Annotated in this window: 15 protein-coding genes; 11 read left to right on the plus strand and 4 right to left on the minus strand. The window is 70.0% G+C overall.

Annotated features, from left to right (window positions below; genetic code table 11):
* The first annotated feature begins 15 nt into the window (after window positions 1-15).
* Together ASD90_RS04740 and ASD90_RS04745 are read left to right on the plus strand one after the other, a co-directional pair.
* Window positions 16-1098, plus strand: coding sequence for an S-(hydroxymethyl)mycothiol dehydrogenase (locus ASD90_RS04740; RefSeq protein ID WP_056752270.1), 1083 nt, complete (start codon window positions 16-18; stop codon window positions 1096-1098).
* The gene (locus ASD90_RS04745) at window positions 1095-1769 is read left to right on the plus strand and encodes an MBL fold metallo-hydrolase (RefSeq protein ID WP_056752273.1); all 675 of its coding nucleotides are present in this window, start codon (window positions 1095-1097) and stop codon (window positions 1767-1769) included. Before ASD90_RS04740 ends, ASD90_RS04745 begins: the two co-directional genes overlap by 4 nt.
* Before the next feature lie 89 nt (window positions 1770-1858).
* On the opposite strand, the gene ASD90_RS04750 is transcribed toward ASD90_RS04745, so the two are convergent.
* Window positions 1859-2608, minus strand: a complete 750-nt coding sequence (locus ASD90_RS04750) for a hypothetical protein (RefSeq protein WP_056752277.1) — start codon at window positions 2606-2608, stop codon at window positions 1859-1861.
* A gap of 85 nt (window positions 2609-2693) precedes the next feature.
* Between ASD90_RS04750 and cysS the strand changes: the two genes are divergently transcribed.
* The 4 genes from cysS (at window position 2694) to ASD90_RS04770 (ending at window position 6717) form a co-directional block, all read left to right on the plus strand.
* Window positions 2694-4187, plus strand: coding sequence for a cysteine--tRNA ligase (gene cysS / locus ASD90_RS04755; RefSeq protein WP_056752280.1), 1494 nt, complete (start codon window positions 2694-2696; stop codon window positions 4185-4187).
* A gap of 1 nt (window position 4188) precedes the next feature.
* Window positions 4189-5160, plus strand: coding sequence for a 23S rRNA (guanosine(2251)-2'-O)-methyltransferase RlmB (gene rlmB, locus ASD90_RS04760; RefSeq protein WP_056752282.1), 972 nt, complete (start codon window positions 4189-4191; stop codon window positions 5158-5160).
* Between the two features lie 173 nt (window positions 5161-5333).
* Window positions 5334-6185: a DUF929 family protein gene (locus ASD90_RS04765; protein ID WP_056752285.1), complete on the plus strand. Its 852-nt coding sequence runs from the start codon at window positions 5334-5336 to the stop codon at window positions 6183-6185.
* A gap of 7 nt (window positions 6186-6192) precedes the next feature.
* Entirely contained in the window at window positions 6193-6717 is a 525-nt protein-coding gene (locus ASD90_RS04770; RefSeq protein ID WP_056752288.1) for a vitamin K epoxide reductase family protein, read from the plus strand.
* Between the two features lie 56 nt (window positions 6718-6773).
* Here the strand turns inward: ASD90_RS04770 and ASD90_RS04775 are convergent, their stop codons facing one another.
* The 3 genes from ASD90_RS04775 to ASD90_RS04785 form a co-directional block, all read right to left on the minus strand.
* Window positions 6774-8018, minus strand: coding sequence for a DUF4032 domain-containing protein (locus ASD90_RS04775; protein WP_056752290.1), 1245 nt, complete (start codon window positions 8016-8018; stop codon window positions 6774-6776).
* Complete coding sequence (locus ASD90_RS04780; RefSeq protein WP_056752293.1) at window positions 8015-8674, minus strand: Pr6Pr family membrane protein; 660 nt, start codon at window positions 8672-8674, stop codon at window positions 8015-8017. Before ASD90_RS04780 ends, ASD90_RS04775 begins: the two co-directional genes overlap by 4 nt.
* Before the next feature lie 127 nt (window positions 8675-8801).
* The gene (locus tag ASD90_RS04785) at window positions 8802-9905 is read right to left on the minus strand and encodes an ABC transporter ATP-binding protein (RefSeq protein ID WP_056752296.1); all 1104 of its coding nucleotides are present in this window, start codon (window positions 9903-9905) and stop codon (window positions 8802-8804) included.
* 327 nt (window positions 9906-10232) lie between these two features.
* On the opposite strand from ASD90_RS04785, the gene ASD90_RS04790 reads away from it, so the two are divergent.
* From ASD90_RS04790 to ASD90_RS04810, 5 genes are all read left to right on the plus strand, one after another.
* Window positions 10233-11552, plus strand: a complete 1320-nt coding sequence (locus ASD90_RS04790) for a maltose ABC transporter substrate-binding protein (protein ID WP_056752299.1) — start codon at window positions 10233-10235, stop codon at window positions 11550-11552.
* 150 nt (window positions 11553-11702) lie between these two features.
* Window positions 11703-13247 (plus strand): ABC transporter permease subunit, encoded by a 1545-nt coding sequence (locus tag ASD90_RS04795; RefSeq protein ID WP_056752302.1) that lies wholly within the window; start codon window positions 11703-11705, stop codon window positions 13245-13247.
* Window positions 13247-14188, plus strand: a complete 942-nt coding sequence (locus ASD90_RS04800; RefSeq protein WP_056752304.1) for a sugar ABC transporter permease — start codon at window positions 13247-13249, stop codon at window positions 14186-14188. The genes ASD90_RS04795 and ASD90_RS04800 overlap by 1 nt, the downstream gene beginning before the upstream one ends.
* A complete protein-coding gene (locus ASD90_RS04805; protein WP_082588480.1) occupies window positions 14185-16071 on the plus strand; it encodes a glycoside hydrolase family 13 protein in 1887 nt (628 codons plus the stop codon). Before ASD90_RS04800 ends, ASD90_RS04805 begins: the two co-directional genes overlap by 4 nt.
* 1 nt (window position 16072) lies before the next feature.
* Complete coding sequence (locus ASD90_RS04810) at window positions 16073-17086, plus strand: LacI family DNA-binding transcriptional regulator (RefSeq protein ID WP_056752307.1); 1014 nt, start codon at window positions 16073-16075, stop codon at window positions 17084-17086.
* Window positions 17087-17251: the final 165 nt, after the last annotated feature.

A 17251-nucleotide genomic window follows, 5' to 3' on the forward strand; every position in this document is an offset into this window, starting at 1 on the left:
TCGACAGGAGTAGTCATGCCGCAGACCGTCAAGGGTGTCATCAGCCGCAGCAAGGGCGCCGACGTCGAGGTCGTCGACGTCGTCGTGCCGGACCCCGGCCCGGGTGAGGCGGTCGTCAAGATCGAGACCTGCGGGGTGTGCCACACCGACCTGCACTACCGCGAGGGCGGCATCAACGACGACTACCCGTTCCTGCTCGGCCACGAGGCCGCCGGCTACGTCGAGGCCGTCGGCGAGGGCGTCACCGACGTGGCTCCCGGCGACTTCGTCATCCTCAACTGGCGCGCCGTGTGCGGTCAGTGCCGGGCCTGCGCCAAGGGCAAGCCGTGGTACTGCTTCAACACCCACAACGCGACGCAGAAGATGACGCTGACCGACGGGACCGAGCTGACGCCCGCGCTCGGCATCGGGGCCTTCATCGAGAAGACGCTCGTCGCCGCGGGCCAGTGCACCACGGTGCCCGAGGCCGACGCCGCCGCCGTCGGTCTGCTCGGCTGCGGCGTCATGGCCGGCTTCGGCGCGGCCGTCAACACCGGCGGGGTGGGCCGCGGCGACTCGATCGCCGTCATCGGCTGCGGCGGGGTCGGCAACGCCGCGATCGCCGGCGCCAAGGTGGCCGGCGCGACGACGATCATCGCCGTCGACGTCAGCGACGCGAAGCTCGAGCAGGCGAAGCACTTCGGCGCCACGCACACCGTCAACAGCAAGAACACCGACGCCGTCGAGGCGATCCGCAGCCTCACCGACGGCAACGGCGCCGACGTCGTCGTCGAGGCGGTCGGCCGCCCCGAGACCTACGAGCAGGCGTTCTACGCCCGCGACCTCGCGGGCACCGTCGTACTCGTCGGCGTCCCGACGCCGGACCAGCAGGTCACCCTGCCGATGATCGACATCTTCGGCCGCGGCGGCGCCCTGAAGTCGAGCTGGTACGGCGACTGCCTCCCGAGCCGCGACTTCCCGATGCTCGTGGACCTCTACAAGCAGGGCCGCTTCGACCTCGACGCGTTCGTCACCGAGCGCATCGGCCTCGGCGACATCGAGGCGGCGTTCGACAAGATGCACGCCGGCGAGGTCCTGCGATCGGTCGTCGAGCTGTGAGCGCCGACGGCGCGGCCGACCGGGTCACGCCCTCGCAGGGCGGCGTCCGCATCGACCACACGACGACCGAGGGCACCTTCAGCCTCGACGGCGGCACGTGGGAGGTCGAGAACAACGTGTGGGTCATCGGCGACGACACCCAGTGCGTCGTCATCGACGCCCCGCACGACGCCGCCCCGATCCTCGAGCTCGTCGGCGACCGCCGCCTGACCCACATCCTGCTGACGCACGCACACGACGACCACGTCACCGTCGTGCCCGAGCTGCTCGCCGCCCATCCCGGCGCGAAGGTTGCTCTCCACCCGGACGACCGGGTGCTGTGGGACCAGAGCCACCCCGACCTCACCCCGACCCTGGACCTCGCCGACGGCGACGTCGTGCAGGTCGCCGACGTCGAGCTGTTCGTGCTGCACACGCCGGGCCACGCGCCGGGCGCGTGCTGCTTCCACGCCCGCGACCTCGCCGTCGTCTTCACCGGTGACACGCTCTTCCAGGGTGGCCCCGGCGCGACGGGTCGGTCGTGGTCCGACTTCCCGACCATCGTCGAGTCGATCAAGGACCAGCTGCTCTCGCTCCCGCCCGAGACGACGGTCCTCACCGGCCACGGCCGCGCCACGACGATCGGCGACGAGCTGCCGGACGTCGAGGAGTGGATCCGCCGGGGTCACTGACCCCGCTGCGCCGCGTGACCCGGGCACACGGCATACGCCCTCGTGCCGTATGCCGTATGCCGTGTGCCCGAGGCCGCGGCGTCGCGCGCTCAGGCGCGGGGTGCGTCGCGCAGGAGGCTGATCTTCTGCCAGATCTTGCGGCTCATGCCGGTCGTGAGGTTCTCGATCTCGCTCACGGTGTCGAGCACGAGCGCGTCGGTCGACTCCTCGGCGCACAGGGCCGCGGCCTTCGAGGTCATCGACAGCAGCTCGGAGCAGTACTCGAGGTAGAGCGCGTAGTCGCGCACCGACATCGTGCGGGGGCTCACGACCTCGTCACCGGCGATCGTCCCGAGCCGGGTGTCGGGCAGCAGGGCGGCGGGGTCCTTGCTCATCTGGTGCATGTCGATGATGTGGGCGAGCGAGCGCAGGTGGTGCAGCCGGCGGATGAGGTCGTTGCGCACGACCCGGTCGGCGAGCGAGAGCAGGAACCAGATCGCGATCCCGGCGAACACGAGGTCGTTGATGAGGCTCTCGACGACCGGCAGCCACTCGAAGGCCGCGATCGAGCCGGCCCGGGCCAGCGCGTCGCGCACCGCGATGCCGACCGCGACGAGCGACACGGCGAGGACGACGACGATGAGGGCCCGCGAGGCCCACACCAGGGTGGCTCGCTGGGCGGGGGCGCGCCGGCGGCGGTCGAGGAGGGCGTCGACGACCTTGCCGAGCTCCTCGGTGGCGGCACGCAGCCCGGGGTGGCGGGGCAGGTAGGTGTCGATGCGCTCGCCGAGGTAGCTGATGACGGCGCGCACCTCGGAGCCGTCGAGCCGCTCGTAGCTCGTGAGCCGCGGTTGCGCCATGCGCCCGAGCGTAGACCGCGCGGTGCCGGCGTCGCGGGATCGCGCATGGTCGGGTGCGCAGCGACGCGCCGATAGACTTCGGCGGGTGAGCCTACGACTGTTCGACACCGCAACCCGGGAGCTGCGCGACTTCATGCCGCGCGAGGTGGGCAAGGTCGGCATGTACATCTGTGGCCTCACCACGCAGGGTGCGCCGCACATCGGCCACATCCGTTTCGCGGTCGCCTTCGACGTGCTGCGCCGCTGGCTCGAGGTCGGTCACGGCTACGACGTCACGCTCGTGCGCAACGTCACCGACATCGACGACAAGGTGCTCCGCAAGGCGGCCGACGCCGGTGAGGACTGGTTCGCCCTGACCTACCGCAACGAGCGCCTCACCTCGCAGGCGCTCGACGCGCTCGGCGTCGAGCCGGCCACCTACGAGCCGCGGGCGACCGGTCACGTGCCCGACATGGTGACGCTCATGGAGACGCTCATCGAGAAGGGCCACGCGTATGCCGCCCCCGACGGCAGTGGCGACGTGTACTTCGACGTCCGCTCGTGGCCCGAGTACGGCTCGCTGACCGGCCAGTCGCTCGACGACATGGCCAGCGCGGACGATGCCGACCCGCGCGGCAAGCGTGACCCGCGCGACTTCGCGCTCTGGAAGGGCCACAAGTCCGACGAGCCCGAGAGCGCGTCGTGGCCCACGCCCTTCGGCGCCGGTCGTCCGGGCTGGCACCTCGAGTGCTCCGCCATGGCGCGACGCTGGCTCGGCGACGAGTTCGACATCCACGGCGGTGGCATCGACCTGCGCTTCCCGCACCACGAGAACGAGCAGGCGCAGTCGCGCGCGGCCGGGCTCGGCTTCGCCCGCTACTGGCTCCACAACGCGTGGGTCACGGTCAAGGGCCAGAAGATGGGCAAGTCGCTCGGCAACGCCCTCGAGGTGCGCCACCTGCTCGAGTCGACGCGGCCGATCGTGCTGCGCTACTACCTCACGGCGGCGCACTACCGCTCGATGATCGAGTACCACTCCGGCTCCCTCGAGGAGGCCGCCGCCGCCGTCGAGCGCATCGAGGGCTTCCTCGAACGGGCGTCCCGGCGCGGCGCGATCCGACCGGTGTCCACCGCTGACCTGCCGGGCGCGTTCGTCGCCTCGATGGACGACGACCTCGGCGTCAGCGGCGCGCTCGCCGTTGTGCACGACACGGTGCGCGCCGGCAACAGCGCCCTCGACGAGGACGACGACGAGGCGGCCCTCGAGGCCGCCGGCGCCGTCGTCGCCATGACCGACGTGCTCGGCGTCAACCCGCTCGCCGCGCACTGGGGCTCCGGCAGCAGCCGCGAGGACGCCGCCGCCGAGCTCGCGCTCGAGGCACTCGTGCGGGCCCAGCTCGACGCCCGCCAGATCGCCCGCCAGGAGCGCGACTTCGACCGGGCCGACGAGATCCGCGACACGCTGACGGCGGTCGGCATCGAGATCACCGACACCCCGTCCGGGGCCCAGTGGTCGCTCGCCCGCCCGGCGCGCGGCGACGCCGACCCCACCACCGACCACCCCACCGCGGCCCTCGGGGCCGAGAAGGCACAGGGCTGACATGCCAGGCAACTCCCAACGGCGCGGCGCCATCCGCAAGAGCGGCAAGGGCGCGACCGTCGGCTCCGGCGGCCAGCGCCGCCGCGGGCTCGAGGGCAAGGGCCCGACGCCCAAGGCCTCCGAGCGCGAGTACCACCCCGCGCACAAGCGCGCCAAGGCTGCGGCGAAGCGCTCCGGCTCCGGTGCGCCCGGTCCGGGCGGCCGCGGCCAGACCCGGTCCAAGAGCCGCAGCAAGGCCTCGAGCGAGATGGTCTACGGCCGCAACTCGGTCGTCGAGGCGCTCCGCGCCGATGTGCCGGTCGCGACGATGTACATCGCCACGCGCATCGACACCGACGACCGCGTGCGCGAGGCCCTCAAGCTCGCCACCGAGCGGGGTCTCCCGATCCTCGAGACGCCGCGCGGCGAGCTCGACCGGCTCACCGACGGCGGCGTGCACCAGGGGATGGCGCTGCAGGTGCCGCCCTACGACTACGCCCACCCGAACGACCTCATCGACCCCGAGATGCCCGGCATCCCGCTCGTCGTGGCGCTCGACGGCATCACCGACCCGCGCAACCTCGGCGCCATCGTGCGGTCCGTGGCGGCCTTCGGCGGCCACGGTGTCGTCGTGCCCGAGCGTCGTTCCGTCGGCATGACCGCGTCGGCGTGGAAGACCTCCGCCGGTGCGGCTGCCCGCATCCCGGTGGCCCGCGCGAGCAACCTGACCCGCGCCCTCGAGGAGTTCAAGAAGGCCGGCTTCTTCATCCTCGGCCTCGACATGGACGGCGACGTCGAGCTGCCCGACCTCTCGCTCGCGACGGAGCCGCTCGTCGTCGTCACCGGCTCCGAGGGCAAGGGCCTGTCGCGCCTCGTCCGCGAGACGTGCGACCAGATCGTCTCGATCCCGATGAGCTCGGCCGTCGAGTCGCTCAACGCCGGGCTCGCGACGGGCGTCACCCTCTACGAGATCGCCCGCCAGCGCCGCCGCTGACCGGCCGGTCGGCGGCCGGGGGGAACGACTCATACGTGTCCGGGAACTCTCGGACCCTCTGCGACGCTGGTCCAGATGACCTCGATAGAGTGCTGACGCAGGTCAACTACGAGCTGTAGTACTACGAACCCCGACTGCGGTCATGCAGCGGGAGATGCCGGAGGACCGAACCCGTGGCGAAGAGCAACCGTGCCGAGACGGCCGCCCGAGCGGCGCAGCTGCGCGCCGAGGCCGCCCGCAAGGACCGTCAGCGCACGCAGGTCATCGCCGCGTCGGTGGCTGTCGTCGTGGTCGTGATCGCGGTCGTCCTCGGGGTCGTCATCTCGAACCGGCCGCAGGACGCGCCCGCGGCCAGCGGGGGAGCCGCGGCGCTCGCCACGCTCGAGAAGCTGCCCTCGAGCGTCTTCGACAGCGCGCCGGCTCCGACGCCGGAGCAGGCGCCCGCCAAGCTCCAGGGCGGCACGGCCCTGACCCAGGACGGCAAGCCGAAGGTGCTCTACGTCGGCGCCGAGTACTGCCCGTTCTGCGCCATGGAGCGCTGGGCGCTCATCGGGGCGCTGTCCCGCTTCGGCACCTTCACCGGCGTCACCGAGACGACGAGCTCGAGTGACGACGTGCACCCGGACACCCCGACGTTCTCGTTCAAGGACGCGAAGTACGCGAGCGACGTCGTCGCCTTCGAGGCCGTCGAGACGCAGGACCGCAACAAGCAGCCGCTCCAGACCCTGGACGGCGAGAACCTCGCGCTCTTCCAGAAGTTCAACCCCGGCGGCGGCATCCCGTGGATCACCTACGGCGGCACCCACGCCACCGACGGCGCGACGGTCGACGCCAACGCCTTCGAGGGCAAGACCTACGACCAGATCATCGCCGGCATCCAGGACCCCACCTCCGACATCGGCAAGACCGTGACGCCGGCCATCAACATGATCACCGCCCAGATCTGCGAGCAGACCAAGGGCCAGCCCGCCAACGTCTGCACGAGCCAGGCGGTCGCCTCCGCCTCCGTGCTGCTCAAGCGGTGACGCCGGCGTGAGCCCGCTGCACGACGACGTGGCCACCGGGGAGGCCCCGGTGGTCACCGGCCCGAGCCGGCCGGTGTGGCTCGCCCCCGTGTCGGTCGTCCTCGCCGTCGCGGGCCTGCTCGTCTCGGCCTACCTGACCTTCGAGCACTTCACGGCCAACGCGACCCTCGCGTGCAGCATCGGCGGGGTCATCGACTGTGCCAAGGTGACGACGAGCGCCTGGAGCACCTTCATGGGCGTCCCCGTGGCGCTGCTCGGGCTCGTCTTCTTCGTCGTCGCCCTCGGTCTCTGCCTGCCGCAGGTGTGGCGTCGGCCCGAGCGCTGGCTCGACGCGGTCCGCCTCGGCTGGCTCACGGTCGGCCTCGGCATGGCGCTCTACCTCGTGTGGGCCGAGCTCTACCGGATCCACGCGATCTGCCTGTGGTGCACGGCCGTGCACGTCGTGACGTTCCTGCTCTGGATCGTCGTGCTCTTCGGCCAGATCCTCTCGGCCCCGGCCGACCAGCTCGCCGTGGGCACCGAGGGGGAGTGACGGCATACCGGCGCTGAGCGGGGGCTCCAGCCGTCGGTGGCGCACGGCACCCGTGCTCAGTCGAAGCGGCTGATGACCGGCATCTCCTCGGTGTCGACGCCGAGCACGGCCTTCTCCTCCGGCTTGGCCGGCAGGACGGTGGCGACGTAGTCGCGCAGGGCGTCCTCGATGGGGGTGTCGTGACCGGCCCGCTCGCTCATGTACCAGCGGTGCTCGAGCACCTCGTGGAAGATCTCGGCGGGCTCGAGGCGGCCGGTCAGCTCGCGTGGCACCGCGCGCGTCACCGGCTCGTAGATCTTGGCCAGCCAGTCGTGCGCGACGATCTCCTCGTCGTCGCCCTGACGGTCGGTGGCGGCGGTGTACGCGTCGAGGTCGTTGAGCAGGCGTCGCGCCTGGTTCTCGCCGACGTCGAGGCCGGTGAGGCGCAGCAGGCGGCGGGAGTGGTGCCCGGCGTCGACGACCTTCGGGGTGATGACGATCTCGGTGCCGCCGATGTCGGTCGTCATCGACAGCTCGTCGACGTCGAAGCCGAGCTCGTTGAGGCGGCGGATGCGCTCGTCGACCCGCCAGCGGTCACCGACCTCGAAGCGCTCCGTGCCGGTGAGGGCGTCCCACAGCGTGTGGTAGCGCTCGATGACCGACGCGGACACCTCGAAGGGGTCGGCGTGCTCCTCGAGGAAGCCCCCCGCCGCGAGGTCCATCAGCTCACCGGCGATGTTGACCCGGGCGATGTCGAGGTCGTGCTCGCGCTGGCCGTCGGACAGCCTCGCGTGCAGCTCGCCCGTCTCGGCGTCGACGAGGTAGGCGGCGAAGGCTCCGGCGTCGCGGCGGAAGAGCGTGTTGGACAGGGACACGTCGCCCCACCAGAAGCCCTCGAGGTGCAGGCGCACGAGGAGGACGGCGAGGGCGTCCATGAGGCGCACGGCCGTGTCGGGCCGGAGGTTCTGGCTGTAGAGCGCGCGGTAGGGCAGCGAGAACTGCAGGTGGCGCGTGATGAGGCAGGCGTCGAGCGGCTCGCCGTCGGCGGTCGTGCGCCCGTGCACGACCCCGAACGGCTCGACGCTCGGCACGTCGAGGCGGCGCAGGTTGCGCAGCATGGCGTACTCGCGGTCGGCGATGTCGTCCTTGATCTCCTTGACGGCGAGGACGCGCGGGCCGAGCTTGACGAAACGCACGACGTGGCGCGAGATGCCTCGGGGTAGCGCGGCGAGATAGCTCTCGGGCCACTCCTCCAGCGGTGTCGACCACGGCAGGTCGAGCAGTGCGGACTCGGGCCTGGCGGTGGTGATCTCGAGCGTCACGCGTTCATCGTGGCACGGTCGCGCGACAGGCGTCGATCAGCCCACAGCGCAAGGGCGGCCAGCGCCAGGAAGAGGACGGCGATGACGGCGCAGTTGAGCAGGGTGCGGCCCAGGCCGATCGAGCCCACGTTGAGGAAGGGGTAGGGGTACCAGTCGACGAGCGGTCCGAGGGCGAGCGTGGCGGCAAGCCACAGCACCGGCCAGATGAGCGAGGGCAGCAGGTCGTCGCGGGTCACCCGGCCCCGCGGACCGAAGGCGACCCAGCCGACGAAGGTCAGCACCGGGACGACGATGTGGAGCAGTCGGTCACAGACGAGCGAGCCCGTCGTGTAGCTCGGCGACGGGGGAAGCGCGACCGCCGCGACGATGCCGGTCACCGTGATACCGACGAGCGAGGCGAGCCGCACGACCCGGAAGAGCTGGGAGTCGATGCGGTCGCGGACGACGAGGTACATCGAGACGGCGACGAGGAGGTTCGCCTGGATGGTGAAGTAGCTGAAGTAGCGGCGCACCTGCTCGGGCCGGGCGGTCGTCACCGCGCTCGAGTCGAGGATGTTGTCGCCCGTCGCCACGAGGTAGAGCTGGAAGACGAGTGCGAAGACCGCGACGACGAGCGTCACGAGGTGCCAGTACCGGCCGATCGTCGACTTCGTCACAGCCGGAGCCTAGGGCCTCGTCAGCCGCTGGCGCCGCACCTTGTCCAGCGTTGCGGGACAACGGCGCCGGGCCGGCACCCACGAGGGGTGCCGGCCCGGCGGCGTGATGCGGTGGTACGCGTGTGGCTCAGTCGCCGACGCGCAGCCCCGACTCGGCGTTGAAGACGTGCACGTGGCCGGCCTTCGGCTTGAGGTAGATCTTGTCGCCCTTCTCCGGGGGGCGGCGACCGTCGACGCGTGCGATGAACGGCACGGCGCCGGCGTTCTCGCCGGTGGCCTCGAGCAGCTTCTGCTCGGTGGAGCCGTAGATGTAGGCGTCGGCGCCGAGCTCCTCGACGACGTCGACCGTGACGGGGATGCCCGACTGGTCGGACGACAGCTCGAGGTCCTCGGGACGCACACCGAGCGTGACGTTCTTGCCGACGCCCGCGAGGTTCTCACGCGTCACCGGGACCGTGTGGCCGTGGAGGTCCACGCCGCCGTCGGTGACCGGCACCTCCATGAGGTTCATGGCGGGCGAGCCGATGAAGCCGGCGACGAAGACGTTGGCCGGGTGGTCGTACATGCGGCGCGGGCTGTCGCACTGCTGGAGGATGCCGTCCTTGAGCACCGCGACGCGGTCACCCATCGTCATGGCCTCGACCTGGTCGTGCGTGACGTAGACCGTCGTGACGCCGAGGCGGCGCTGGAGCGAGGCGATCTGCGTGCGCGTCTGGACGCGGAGCTTGGCGTCGAGGTTGGACAGCGGCTCGTCCATGAGGAACACCTGCGGGGAGCGCACGATCGCGCGGCCCATGGCGACGCGCTGGCGCTGGCCACCGGAGAGGGCCTTCGGCTTGCGGTCGAGGTACGGCGTCAGGTCGAGGATCTTGGCGGCCTCCTCGACGCGCTTGCGGATCTCGGCCTTGTCGACGCCGGCGATCTTGAGCGCGAAGCCCATGTTGTCGGCGACCGTCATGTGCGGGTAGAGCGCGTAGTTCTGGAAGACCATCGCGACGTCGCGGTCCTTGGGGGACAGGTTCGTCACGTCGCGGTCACCGATGAGGATGCGTCCGCCGTTGACCTCCTCGAGGCCGGCGAGCATGCGCAGGGAGGTGGACTTGCCACACCCGGAGGGGCCGACGAGGACGAGGAACTCCCCGTCCGCGATCTCGATGTTGAGCTTGTCGACGGAGGGAATCGGGTTCCCGGGGTACTGCCTCGTCGCGTTGTCGAACGTCACTGTTGCCATGGCTTCATTGCCTTCCTTCACCGGCAGGAACGTGCCGGACGATCCGTTGTAAAGGGTGTGCCTGCCCGGGTGAGCAGGCATCGACATCATGTCCCACTCCGGGCACGTTGACCACCCCTCGCCCACGGGAGGGCCGCCGCGGGCACGGGTCGGGGACGTGTAGGCCCCGGCGGGGACCCCGGCGACCGGTCCCCGCTGGGTCCGATCAGGGATGTGTCCGGAACGTTGCAAAAAATTGCAGCAAGCGGGTTTCCGCTGTCTGCAACTTCTTGCTAGATTCCGGGGCACCGGTGGCGGCGTGTGCCACCTGGCTTCAAAGGAGAATCCATGCACAAGCGTGCGCTCGGCGCTGCTGCCGTCACGGGTGTTGCCGCCCTGGCCCTCAGCGCCTGCGGTGGGTCCAGCCCCACCACCCCGTCCGACACCGGCGCCGCCGGCACGAGCAAGGCGACGACCACCGGTGTCCCGGAGACGCCGAGCGGCACCGCTGCTCCCGTCCGTGACGCCAACGTCGACCTCGTCATCTGGACCGACGCCGACCGCTCGAAGGCCGTGCAGAAGTACGCCGACGAGTTCGCTGCCGAGAACGGCGTGACGGTCAAGGTCCAGATCTCGACCGACACCCGCGCCCAGTTCAAGGACGCGACCAAGGTCGGCAAGGGTCCGGACGTCATCGTCGGCGCCCACGACTGGCTCGGCGAGCTCGTCCAGAACTCGACGGTCGCGCCGGTCAACCTCAGCTCCGACGTCGCGGCCAAGTTCCTGCCGAAGGCGATCGAGGCCACGAAGTTCAACGGCCAGGCCTACGGCGTGCCCTACGCCGTCGAGAACATCGGCCTCATGTACAACAAGGACCTCGTCCCGAACCCGCCCAAGACCATGGACGAGCTCGTCGCCGCCGGCGAGAAGCTCGTCAAGGAGGGTAAGGCCAAGCAGGTCCTCAGCCAGTTCGTCTCCAAGGTCGGCAACGCGTACTTCGCCTACCCGTACCTCTCGGCGTTCCCCGAGGGCGGCATCTTCGCCATCAAGCCCAACGGTGACTACGACCCGAACAAGGTCATCGTCAACACCCCTGACTCGGTCAAGGGTGGCGACGTCCTCGCCGAGCTCGGCAAGAAGAAGGTCCTCTCGACCAACGTCGACGACACGAACCAGGACGCGCTCTTCGACACGAAGGCCGCCCCGTTCATGATCTCCGGTCCGTGGAGCGTCGCGAAGGCCAAGGAAGCCGGCATCAACTACGGCATCGCCCCGCTCCCGAGCCTCACCGGTGGCGGCGCCATGCGTCCGTTCCTCGGTGTCCAGATGTTCTACGTCTCGAGCAAGGCCAAGAACGCCGCCCTCGCGCAGGAGTTCGTCACGAACTACATCCCGCGCAAGGACGTCCAGCTGGCCCTCTTCGAGGTCGGCAAGCGCCCGCCGGCCCTCAAGGAGGCGTACGCCGAGGTCGCCGCGAGCGACCCCGACGTCAAGGCGTGGTACGAGGCCGGCATCGACGGCTCGCCGATGCCGAACATTCCCGCGATGAACTCGGTCTGGGGCCCCTTCGGCCAGGCGACCGCCGACATCATCGCCGGCAAGGCCGGCGCCAAGGAGCGTCTCGACGCTGCTGCCAAGGAGATCACGGCGAACATCGCCAAGGGCTGAGCTCCTCAGTCTGACAAGGGTTTCCGGGGTCCGTCCTGAGGGCGGACCCCGGAAACCCGGCCCGGGCACGGGCCATCGGGGAGCTCCGCGAGGGCTCCCCTTCGTGCACCTACGGCAACGGCGCCGGGTCGGCGCAAAAGGACGTGTCACATGAAGAAGCCCATCGCGCTCGCGATCAAGTGGGTTCTCATTGCAGTCGCCCTGCTGGGCATCCTCTACATCGCCACCAAGCTGGCTGCGGCCGGCAACGTCATGGCGGTCGTTCTCGCCGGACTCGTGGGGATGGGCGTCCTCGCCGTCTACGCGACGAAGCGATCGGTCCCCCTGAAGTACCTCGTCCCGGGTCTGCTCTTCATGATCCTCTTCCAGCTGTGGCCGGTGCTCTACACCGCGAGCCTCTCGGTCACGAACTACGGCGACGGACACCTCTACAGCAAGGAGGAGTCGGTCACCGACATCATCGCCCAGTCGGTCCGCGAGGTCCCCGACACCCCGCGCTACAAGATGTCGGTCGCGATCGCCGAGGGCGGCGACCCCGCCACCGCGGACCTCGTCCTGTTGCTGACCAAGCCAGACGGCAGCACCTACGTCGGTGACAACGCCGGCCTCAAGCCGCTTCCCCCGACCGGTGTCGAGAAGACGCCCGTCGGCAAGATCACCAAGGCTCCCGGCTACACCATCCTCACCGCGAAGCAGGCGAACGCCCGGAGCAAGGACCTGTCGGCCATCGCCGTGCCGACCAGCGACGGGGGCGGCATCAAACCGGTCGGTCTCTCCGAGGCCTTCGAGGGCAAGGCGACGGTCACCTACGACTCGGCGGCCGACCAGCTGACCGACGCGGCCACGGCGCCACCATCGGTGTATGCGCCGAAGGACGCCAAGTGGGTCAACGTGGCCGACCCGACCCAGTCGTTCCCCCAGGGCTGGAAGGAGAACATCGGCCTGGCGAACTACTCCCGCATCTTCACCGACAGCACGATCCGCAGCGGCTTCATCAGCATCTTCATCTGGAACATCGCCTTCGCCATCCTGTCGGTGCTCACGACGTTCCTGCTGGGCATGCTCATCGCGCTGCTCTTCAACGACCCGAGACTGCGCGGCAAAGCGTTCTACCGGTCTCTGCTGATCCTGCCCTATGCCCTGCCCGGCTTCGTCACGGCGCTGGTGTGGAAGGGCATGTTCAACCAGGACTACGGCATCATCAACCAGACGCTGGGCATCTCCGTCGACTGGCTGGGAACGCCCGGCGGCGCCAAGGCCGCGATCCTCATCACGAACCTCTGGCTGGGCTTCCCGTACATGTTCATCGTCTGCACGGGCGCGCTCCAGTCGATCCCGCAGGACGTGCGCGAGGCGGCGACGATCGACGGCGCCAACGCCTTCCGGACGCTCCGCTCGATCATCATGCCGTTGCTGTTCGTGGCCGTCGGCCCGCTGCTGCTCGCGTCGTTCGCGTTCAACTTCAACAACTTCGGGCTCATCTACCTGCTCACCAAGGGTGGCCCGTTCAACGGCGCCGACACGAGCATCGGCTCGAGCGACCTGCTCATCACGTATGCGTTCCGCCTGGCCTTCTCCGGCAGCGCGCCCAACTACGGCTTTGCTGCGGCGGTGTCCGTGATCATCTTCCTGCTCGTGGCGCTGATGAGCATCCCGGGCTTCCGTCGCACCAAGGCCCTCGAGGAGGTCAACTGATGTCCGCCCCTGTTCCCACAGACCCCCGCCTCGACCACCGGCTCGAGGTCGAGACCGGCGAGCACGTCGACCACGCCCCGTCGCCGAAACGGCCGGGCGTCGGCGGGCAGGTCTGGTGGCGCCACGCCCTGGGCATCCTCGCCCTGATGTGGGCGCTCTTCCCGATCCTCTTCATCTACTCCGCAGCGACGAACCCGAGCGGCACGCTCAACACGGCGAGCCTGTGGCCCTCGGGCTTCTCGACGAAGAACTTCACCGACCTCTTCAACGACAGCTCGCGCCCGTTCTGGACCTGGTACAAGAACTCGCTGACCATCTCGTTCGTCGGGGCGCTCGGGGCGGTCTTCCTCGGCGCGTGTGCGGCGTTCGCCTTCTCGCGCCTGCGGTTCAAGGGCCGTCGCGGCGGCATGATGTTCCTGCTGCTGACGACGTTCTTCCCGGCGCTGCTCGCCATCGTCGCGACGTACATCATCTTCGCGGCGATCGGTGACGTGCTGCCGGCGCTCGGCCTCAACACGGTCACCGGCCTGATCCTCGCCTACCTCGGCGGCGCGCTCGGGGCCAACGTGTGGCTGCTCAAGGGCTACTTCGACACCGTGCCACGCGAGCTCGACGAGGCAGCCATCGTCGACGGTGCGAGCCATGCGCGCATCTTCTTCACGATGACGCTACGACTGGTCATGCCGATCCTCGTCACGGTCTTCATGCTCGTCTTCGTCGGCCTCTACGGCGAGTTCATGCTGGCGAGCGTCTTCCTCACGGACGTCGAGAACCAGACGCTCGGTGTCGGTCTCTACGGCATGACGCTCGGCAACGACGCGAACACCCTGTTCGGGCGGTTCACGGCCGGTGCCCTGCTCGGCTCGATCCCCGTGATGCTGCTCTACCTCGCCTTCCAGCGTCAGCTGGTCGGTGGGCTCACCACGGGATCCGTGAAGTGACTCCTGCCCCGACCCGCCAGCAGACGTGGCTGAGCCAGCCGCACCACGACGGGTCGGGGCGGTACGTCTCCAACCAGACGCCCCGCCTCGGCGACCGCGTCGACGTGCTCGTCCGGGTGCCGCTCGAGGCCGAGGTCGAGGCGGTCCACGTGCGCACGTCCCCGGACGGCGAGGCGACCTTCACGGTCGCCCGCAAGGTGCGCACGACGGCCGTCGACGAGTGGTGGCGCGCGACCCTGACGTGCCACAACCCGGTCACGAGCTACCGCTTCCTGCTCACCGGCGGCCCGACGAGGTACGCGTGGCTCAACGGGACCGGTGTCCACGGGCGGGACGTGCCCGATGCGAGCGACTTCCGCCTCGTCGCGCACGCGAGCCCGCCGCCGGAGTGGGCGCTGGGGGCGGTCGTCTACCAGATCTTCCCCGACCGCTTCGCGCGCTCGAAAGGTGCCGACAAGCACGAGACGCCGGACTGGGCCGTCGCTGCGGCCTGGTCCGACCCGGTCGAGCTCAGCCCCAGGGGCATCGCCCACCAGCTCTACGGCGGTGACCTCGACGGCATCACCGAGCACCTCGACCACCTCGAGTCGCTGGGCGTCGACGTCGTCTACCTGACGCCGTTCTTCCCGGCGCGCTCCAACCACCGCTACGACGCGTCGTCCTTCGAGCAGATCGACCCGCTCCTCGGCGGTGCCCCGGCGCTGCGCCGGCTCACCAAGGCCGCCCACGAGCGCGGCCTGAAGGTGATGGGCGACTTCACGACGAACCACACGGGCAACGCCCACGAGTGGTTCCTCAAGGCCGCCGGTCCCGGCGGGAAGAACACGCCGGAGCGGGACTACTACATCTGGGAGGACGGCACCTACGTCGCCTGGCTCGGCGTCCCGTCCCTGCCGAAGCTCAACCACCTCAACGCCGCGTTGCGCCACCGCATCTTCGAGGACCCCCAGGGTGTCGTACGCAAGTGGCTGGGTCGGTCAGGTGGGCTCGACGGGTGGCGTGTCGACGTCGCCAACATGACCGGCCGCTGGCGCGACACCGACGTCAACCACGACGTGGCTCGGCAGATGCGTGACGTCATGGGCCGGGTCGCCCCCGACGCCCTGCTCGTCGGGGAGCACTTCCACGACTACACGCCTGACATGCCCGGCGACGGCTGGCACGGCGTCATGAACTACGCCGGCTTCTGCAAGCCGACGTGGACGTGGCTGCGTGAGGAACCCAAGGACCCGCGGTTCCTCGGCGCCCCGGTCCCGCTGCCCCTGCTCGATGCCGGTGCGGTCGTCGAGACGATGCGTGACTTCACGTCGCGGATCGCCTGGCAGTCGCTCGTCCACTCGTTCAACCTCATCGGGTCACACGACGTACCGCGCATCCGGACCCTCGTCGGCGCCGACTCCGTCGAGGCGGCGGTCGGTCTGCTCATGACCTTCCCGTCGATGCCGATGATGACCTACGGCGACGAGATCGGGATGGAGGGCACCTTCGGCGAGGACGGCCGCCGTCCGATGCCGTGGGACGAGAGCGTTTGGGACTCGGGGACGCTCGCGGTCTACCGCGGCCTCATCCAGGCTCGCCAGCGTTCGGTGGCGCTCCGGCGCGGCGGCCTGCGCTGGGTCTACGCCGAGGGTGACGCCATGGTCTACCTCCGCGAGACGCTCGACGAGGTGGCTCTCGTCCACGTCGCACGGGACGCCCACGACCCGGTGGTCCTCGACCCGCGTCACCTGGCCGGGATCGAGTCCGGTTCGCCGCTCTACGGACCCGTCCCCAAGGTCGGCAAGCGTGCTGTCACACTGAGCGCCTCGGGGCCCAGCGTCAGCATCTGGACGTGGCGCCCCACCGACGACGGTCCACGGCACGTGCGACGAAGGGGGAGGTGACATGAGGGCACGACTGCGCGACATCGCCGAACAGGCGAGCGTGTCCGAGGCCACCGTGTCCCGAGTGCTCAACGGCAAGCCGGGGGTGGCCGAGTCGACACGCCAGGCCGTCCTCACGGCGCTCGACGTCCTCGGCTACGACCGACCGAGTCGCTTGCGCCGCAAGAGCGCCGGGCTCGTCGGCCTCATCGTGCCGGAGCTGACCAACCCGATCTTCCCGGCCTTCGCCCAGATCATCGAGAACTCCCTCGCGCAGAACGGCTACACGCCGGTGCTGTGCACGCAGGTCGCGGGGGGAGTGCACGAGGACGACTACGTCCAGATGCTCCTCGAGCGCGGTGTCGCCGGCATCATCTTCATCTCCGGCCTGCACGCCGACACGACGACCGACTCCGCCCGCTACGTCGCGCTGCGTGACCGCAACCTGCCGCTCGTCCTTGTCAACGGCTACATCGAGGGCGTCGACGCGCCCTTCATCAGCAACGACGACGTCGCCTCGATGGGCCTTGCGCTCGAGCACCTCGTGAGCCTGGGGCACCGCGAGATCGGTCTGGCAGTCGGACCCGACCGCTACGTGCCGGTCATCCGCAAGATCGCGGGCTTCCGCCACTCGATGCAGGAGCTGACCGGTCGCTCCGACGTCGACGACCTCATCGAGCGCTCGCTCTTCTCCGTCGAGGGCGGGGCGACCGCGGCCGGGCGTCTGCTCGACCGTGGCGCCACAGCCGTCGTATGCGGATCGGACCTCATGGCGCTGGGCGCCATCCGCGAGGCCCGCAAGCGCGGCCTCAACGTCCCGCGCGACTTCTCGGTCGTCGGCTACGACGACTCGACGCTCATCGCCTTCACCGACCCGCCACTCACGACGGTGCGCCAGAGCGTCAACGCCATGAGTGCTGCGACGGTGCGTGCCCTGCTCGACGAGATCGCCGGGCAGCCTTCTCCCCGCGCCGAATACGTCTTCCGACCCGAGCTGGTCGTCCGCGGCTCGACGGGCGCTGTCCGGCGCCACTGAGCGTCCGCGCGACGTGGGGGAGTGCGGCCTTCCGGCGCTGGGCGCCGGCTCCAGCCCTCGACCGGCGGTCCGGGTTCTCGGCCTCCGGGGCCTCCACCGTTTGGGGGCCGCGGCGCCGGGGCGGTCGAGGGCGTGGGGTTACGCCCACCGTTTGGGGGCCGCGGC

The sequence above is a fragment of the Terrabacter sp. Root181 genome, assembly GCF_001428505.1.
Taxonomy (GTDB): Bacteria; Actinomycetota; Actinomycetes; order Actinomycetales; family Dermatophilaceae; genus Terrabacter.